Source organism: Anaeromonas gelatinilytica (genome assembly GCF_016820635.1).
GTDB lineage: Bacteria > Bacillota > Clostridia > Tissierellales > SIT17 > Anaeromonas > Anaeromonas gelatinilytica.
Window position 1 is genome coordinate 1 of record NZ_WSFU01000035.1, and the last position, 4761, is coordinate 4761.

The window sequence follows — 4761 nt, forward strand, 5'->3', positions numbered from 1 at the left end:
TTTTTTTAATAATTACATTGTTTTATTTTAAAATTTTATCTTGACATATTACCAGGTTGCTTTGTAATTACTTATCCCTTTTATCTATTAATCTAAGATATTCTTCCCAAGTGTCCACATCTTCACCCTGTTGAGAATCATCTATATCTATGTATTTAACCTTATCATGATTGCTCATTATTATTATTCTACCACCTACATCTCCTTCTAATTTCATCAATTCCCCTTCAAAGGATGATGGAAATATTACTGGATTTCCTCTACTTCCACCATATAATGGTATTATAATTTTTGATTTGTCAGTGTTGAATTCATTTATTAATTTATCTATTATTATATTAGATAAGAAGGGCTGATCCCCTACAAAGAACATATATCCTTCTGTACTTGTTGAAGCAGCCTGTATTCCTATTTTGATTGAAGAAGATTGACCTGCATCTGCACTGTCATTGTAAACTGTGTTAATATTATATTTTTTTCCAATTAACTTTATGAAATCCTCTCGGTAGGTAATTATAATCTCATCTACTTTAGACTTCTTTATGGTCTTTACAGTCCTCTCTATCAACATTTCACCATCTATTTTAAGTAGGAGCTTATTTTTTACCATTCTCTTAGAAAATCCAGAGGCCATAATTATACCTGTAATCATCTATTTCACCTTTTCAATAAAATTATTGTGAAAACTTGCAAGAATAATATCATCTATATGATTACTTTTCTCCATTATATCTCTTGCAATCTTTCTTCCCTTTTCTCTTATATTTTTATTGTCAGCTTTATTAAATATTAAATATTTCTCAGATTTATCTGGTACCCCTTTAAATAATCCCCTAGAAGATAATACTAAATTTTTAATTGTTTGAAGATTTATAGACTCTCCTAATTTAGAACCAGTTATGTTAGCAAATATTTCAGATCGATAAACATTTTCCTCATAAATTTTAAATCCCAGGGAGTCTAGTCCTATAAGTCCTATTGTCTTTGTGGTATTTAAGGGTATAACCGGCTCATGTTCTCCCGGAGCCTTTATCGATTTATTCTTTGAACCATCAGCTTCAACTAATATCAAGTCAAAATATCTTTTTCTATATATTTCATCTAAAACCTCAGGATTTACCCCTAAAAGTTTGCCATTCTGTGAGATTTCTTTTCCAATTACAGAAATACTTCTTTTTTTTAGTTTTTGTAAATCCAAAGCATCCCTATCCAATATATAGATATTATCTATAGAATTATCCCGAGGATAGTATATTTTAGTGGTAGTGGTTATCAGTACCCTAAGGCCTTTACTCTTTCCCATTTTTCCCAATAAAAACATTGTGGATGTCTTGCCTCCAGCTCCCACTATGGATATCATTTCTCTGCTATCACCTATATTTAGACCTTTATACAATCTTATCATTTTGATCTCCTGTTCAGTATATGAAGGATTGCCTCTAATACTCCACCTCCAACAGCTCTAGCCTTGTCTGAAATCAAATAGCAGTATTTCTCTTCTCCTCTGGGGTCTACATCTCCTATCTTCATGCCAAGTTTTACGGGGTAATTATCTCTTATCATCCCTCTTATAACCCCATCTATCTTTGCCATTACATCTACTCCATCTATAGATGCAACTACTTCGCCTTTTTTAACTATAGAGCCTATATTCTTTAATACCTTTATATTTCCACTATTGTTTCCCTTTAAAACTCTTTCATCTGTATATCCTAAAATATTTCCCGGGATGCCTGTATTGGGCTCTGGTTTCCCCTCTAATATCACCTTTCCTAACATATGTCCTCGCTTTGTCTCCACTACTGCATCCACGTTTTTACCTGCTTCAAACCCAGGACCTACACCGATTACTACCTCGGCCATATCCCTATTAGTTCCTAAGTTCTTCTTAGCCAATATAGCATCCACTACTACTTTAGGTTCAAGTTCTTTTATACTTTTCCCCTTAGGATCTATAATTATTGGTAGAATACCCTCCTCTAACAATTTTAGAGATTCATCCTTATTTGATGCCAATTTTCCCTTTAGTCCTTCCACAGTAATTTCTCCGTTGTATACAGCCTCAGCAAAGGCTACTTTCCTACGTACTACTGTGGGAGCATCTGTATCTAAAAATATAATATTAAATCCACTTCTATAGAGTCTGTGACCAATACCAGTTGCAATATCTCCAGCTCCTCTGATTACTGCTAATTTATCTCTAATATCTGACATCATTAACTAATCATCTCCTATTGTATGACACATATTTTTCATATATATTAACAGATTAAATTTAAAAGTCGTTGTATTTTTTTACGTATAACGTATATGCTAAAAAAATTAGATTATTTTCCTAAAGTATTTCTCTGATAATTCATTAATTATATCTTCTAATTCAGTATTAAAATCCTTATAGGCAGATATTAGTTCTCTAGCTTCAGAAGTCAGTTCACAACCTCCACCAAACTTTCCCCCAATCTGTCTGTTCAGAAAGGTAAATCCTAATTCCTTCTCTCCAGTTTTTATTATATTATATCCTTTGCTGTAGGACATGTTCAGTTTTTTACAAGCCATATTTATAGATCCCACTTGTTCAATCATCAACAATAATTCATAAGGCCCTTTACCAAAGGCTTTTTCTTTTCCCTCTATCCAAACTTTATATCTAAGCTTCAAACTAAAATCACCTCTATTTTGATATTGAGAATACATAGCCATCCTCAGATGACCATGTATTCTATTAATATCTATTTTAAAATTAAGCAGTCCTTTCCTTAGCTGCTATTGCTTCCCTTTCCTTCTTCTCATCTTCTATAGTTCTCTTAGGAACTATTATGTTTAAGAAAAATACGATGATAGCTGCTATTATAACTGGTGAACTTGCAAATATATCTGTAAACCACTGTGGAAATTGTGCTATTGATTCTGGTACATTAGTTATTCCCATTCCTAAAGCTACGGCTAAACCAACTATTGAAATATTTCTTGTGGACATCTCATCTTGAGTTATCAACTTCATACCTGTCATTGTTATCATTGCAAAGACTGATATTGTAGCCCCTCCTAGCACACTTTGAGGTATTGTAGTCATTAAAGCTCCAATCTTAGGTATAAAGGCTCCTATTAATATAACTCCTCCTGCTAATCCTAAAACAAATTTACTAATAACCTTGTTCATTGCAACGATACCAACATTTTGGCTAAAAGTAGCTGTAGGTAAGCCTCCAAATAATGCACCTATTATACTAGCAAAACCATTACCTACTATACCACCGGATAATTCACTGTCAGTTGCCTCTCTATCCATTCCTCCAGCAGTGGTTGCTGATATATCTCCCACTGCTTGAATTGAATTAACTACATACATAATAATCATAGTAATAATTGCAGTAGGATGAAATTTAATTCCAAAGTGTAATGGTTTTGGTATTGATACTATTCCAGCTTCTGCTACTGCTGCAAAGTCTACCATATTTAAGAATATTGCAAGAATATACCCCACTATAATTCCCATTAGAACTGAAGCTAATTTTGTGATTCCCTTTGTAAAATTATTACAAAATAATACTACTACTAATGTCACTATTGCGACAATCCAGTTCTTTGACTCTCCATATGTAGCAGCTCCATTGCCTCCAGCCATATAATTAATAGCTATAGGATATAGGGATAATCCTATTGTAAATACAACAGTTCCTGAAACCATTGGAGGAAAAAACTTTCTCAGCGGTTTAATAAATATACCTACTATGATGGCAACTATACCACCTATGAGCTGAGCTCCTAATACTCCTGCTATTCCATAGTTTCCAGCTATAGAAAGTACTGTGGGTACATAGGCAAAACTTACTCCCATTATGATAGGTAAACCTGCTCCTATTCTAAATGAAGAATTAGAGCCTCCAATAGGATACAATTGTAATAATGTAGCAATACCAGCAATAAGCATTGCACTTTGAACTAGTAAAGTACTATCCCCTGTACTAAGACTTACTGCACCAGCTAATATAATAGCGGGTGTAATATTTCCAACTAGCATAGCCAATACATGTTGAATTCCTAAGGGAGCTGCCCTATCTAAAGAAGGTCTACCATTCAAATCAAATACTGAATTACTTCTCTCACTTTTCTTTGCCATAATGATTCCTCCTAAATTATAATTTAATTTTAGAGTTCGTATAAAATCTCTTTTGATATATGGCAAAATTAATATTCTCTTTAATAGTCTATTTAGAACATATCTAATTTTTATTTACTATTCTCATGTTTAATCAAAAGAGTGTAAATTACCAAAATTTAAACAACGTTTATATTTTAACAAGTAATCATAAATAAAATAATCCAATTTAATCTATTAATATATATATTAAAATTGAGTAGTTTCACCTAACCACAGTATTTTATCTATTCAATAACTGCAATAGCTTCTATTTCAACCTTGGCATCCTTTGGTAGCTTTGCTACCTGTACACAAGATCTTGCAGGTGGCTCATCGTTGAAATATGTTCCATATACTTCATTTACTGCTTCGAAATCATTTAAGTCTTTTACAAATATGGCTGTTTTAATCACTTTATCCATACTAGTTCCAGCTTCTTCCAATATAGTCTTTACATTATCTAAAGATCTAGCTGTTGCCTTTTTAATATCGGTGATTAATTCTCCAGATTCAGGATCCATTGGTAATTGTCCCGAAGTATATACAAAGTTATCTACCTTTATTCCTTGAGAATAAGGTCCTATTGCTCCTGGTGCATTTTTTGTTGATACTACTTTTCT

General features: G+C 32.7%; 6 protein-coding genes. All 6 read right to left on the bottom strand.

Going from position 1 to position 4761, the window contains the following annotated elements:
- Nucleotides 1–67: 67 nt before the first annotated feature.
- Nucleotides 68–652, bottom strand: a complete 585-nt coding sequence (gene mocA, locus GOQ29_RS02940) for a molybdenum cofactor cytidylyltransferase (protein WP_203371141.1) — start codon at nucleotides 650–652, stop codon at nucleotides 68–70.
- Entirely contained in the window at nucleotides 653–1405 is a 753-nt protein-coding gene (yqeC, locus tag GOQ29_RS02945) for a selenium cofactor biosynthesis protein YqeC (protein ID WP_203371142.1), read from the bottom strand.
- The gene (gene yqeB / locus GOQ29_RS02950) at nucleotides 1402–2217 is read right to left on the bottom strand and encodes a selenium-dependent molybdenum cofactor biosynthesis protein YqeB (RefSeq protein ID WP_203371143.1); all 816 of its coding nucleotides are present in this window, start codon (nucleotides 2215–2217) and stop codon (nucleotides 1402–1404) included. Before yqeB ends, yqeC begins: the two co-directional genes overlap by 4 nt.
- Before the next feature lie 105 nt (nucleotides 2218–2322).
- Nucleotides 2323–2694: a winged helix-turn-helix domain-containing protein gene (locus tag GOQ29_RS02955; protein ID WP_203371144.1), complete on the bottom strand. Its 372-nt coding sequence runs from the start codon at nucleotides 2692–2694 to the stop codon at nucleotides 2323–2325.
- 46 nt (nucleotides 2695–2740) lie between these two features.
- Nucleotides 2741–4120 (bottom strand): uracil-xanthine permease family protein, encoded by a 1380-nt coding sequence (locus tag GOQ29_RS02960; protein ID WP_203371145.1) that lies wholly within the window; start codon nucleotides 4118–4120, stop codon nucleotides 2741–2743.
- A 266-nt stretch (nucleotides 4121–4386) separates the two neighbouring features.
- The coding region (locus GOQ29_RS02965; RefSeq protein WP_203371146.1) for a RidA family protein at nucleotides 4387–4761 on the bottom strand (375 nt) is incomplete at its 5' end.

Bases quoted from the DNA above. Each gene is read 5' to 3' on its own strand.
- mocA (WP_203371141.1), bottom strand. From the start codon at position 652: ATGATTACAGGTATAATTATGGCCTCTGGATTTTCTAAGAGAATGGTA.
- yqeC (WP_203371142.1), bottom strand. From the start codon at position 1,405: ATGATAAGATTGTATAAAGGTCTAAATATAGGTGATAGCAGAGAAATG.
- yqeB (WP_203371143.1), bottom strand. From the start codon at position 2,217: ATGATGTCAGATATTAGAGATAAATTAGCAGTAATCAGAGGAGCTGGA.
- GOQ29_RS02955 (WP_203371144.1), bottom strand. From the start codon at position 2,694: ATGTATTCTCAATATCAAAATAGAGGTGATTTTAGTTTGAAGCTTAGA.
- GOQ29_RS02960 (WP_203371145.1), bottom strand. From the start codon at position 4,120: ATGGCAAAGAAAAGTGAGAGAAGTAATTCAGTATTTGATTTGAATGGT.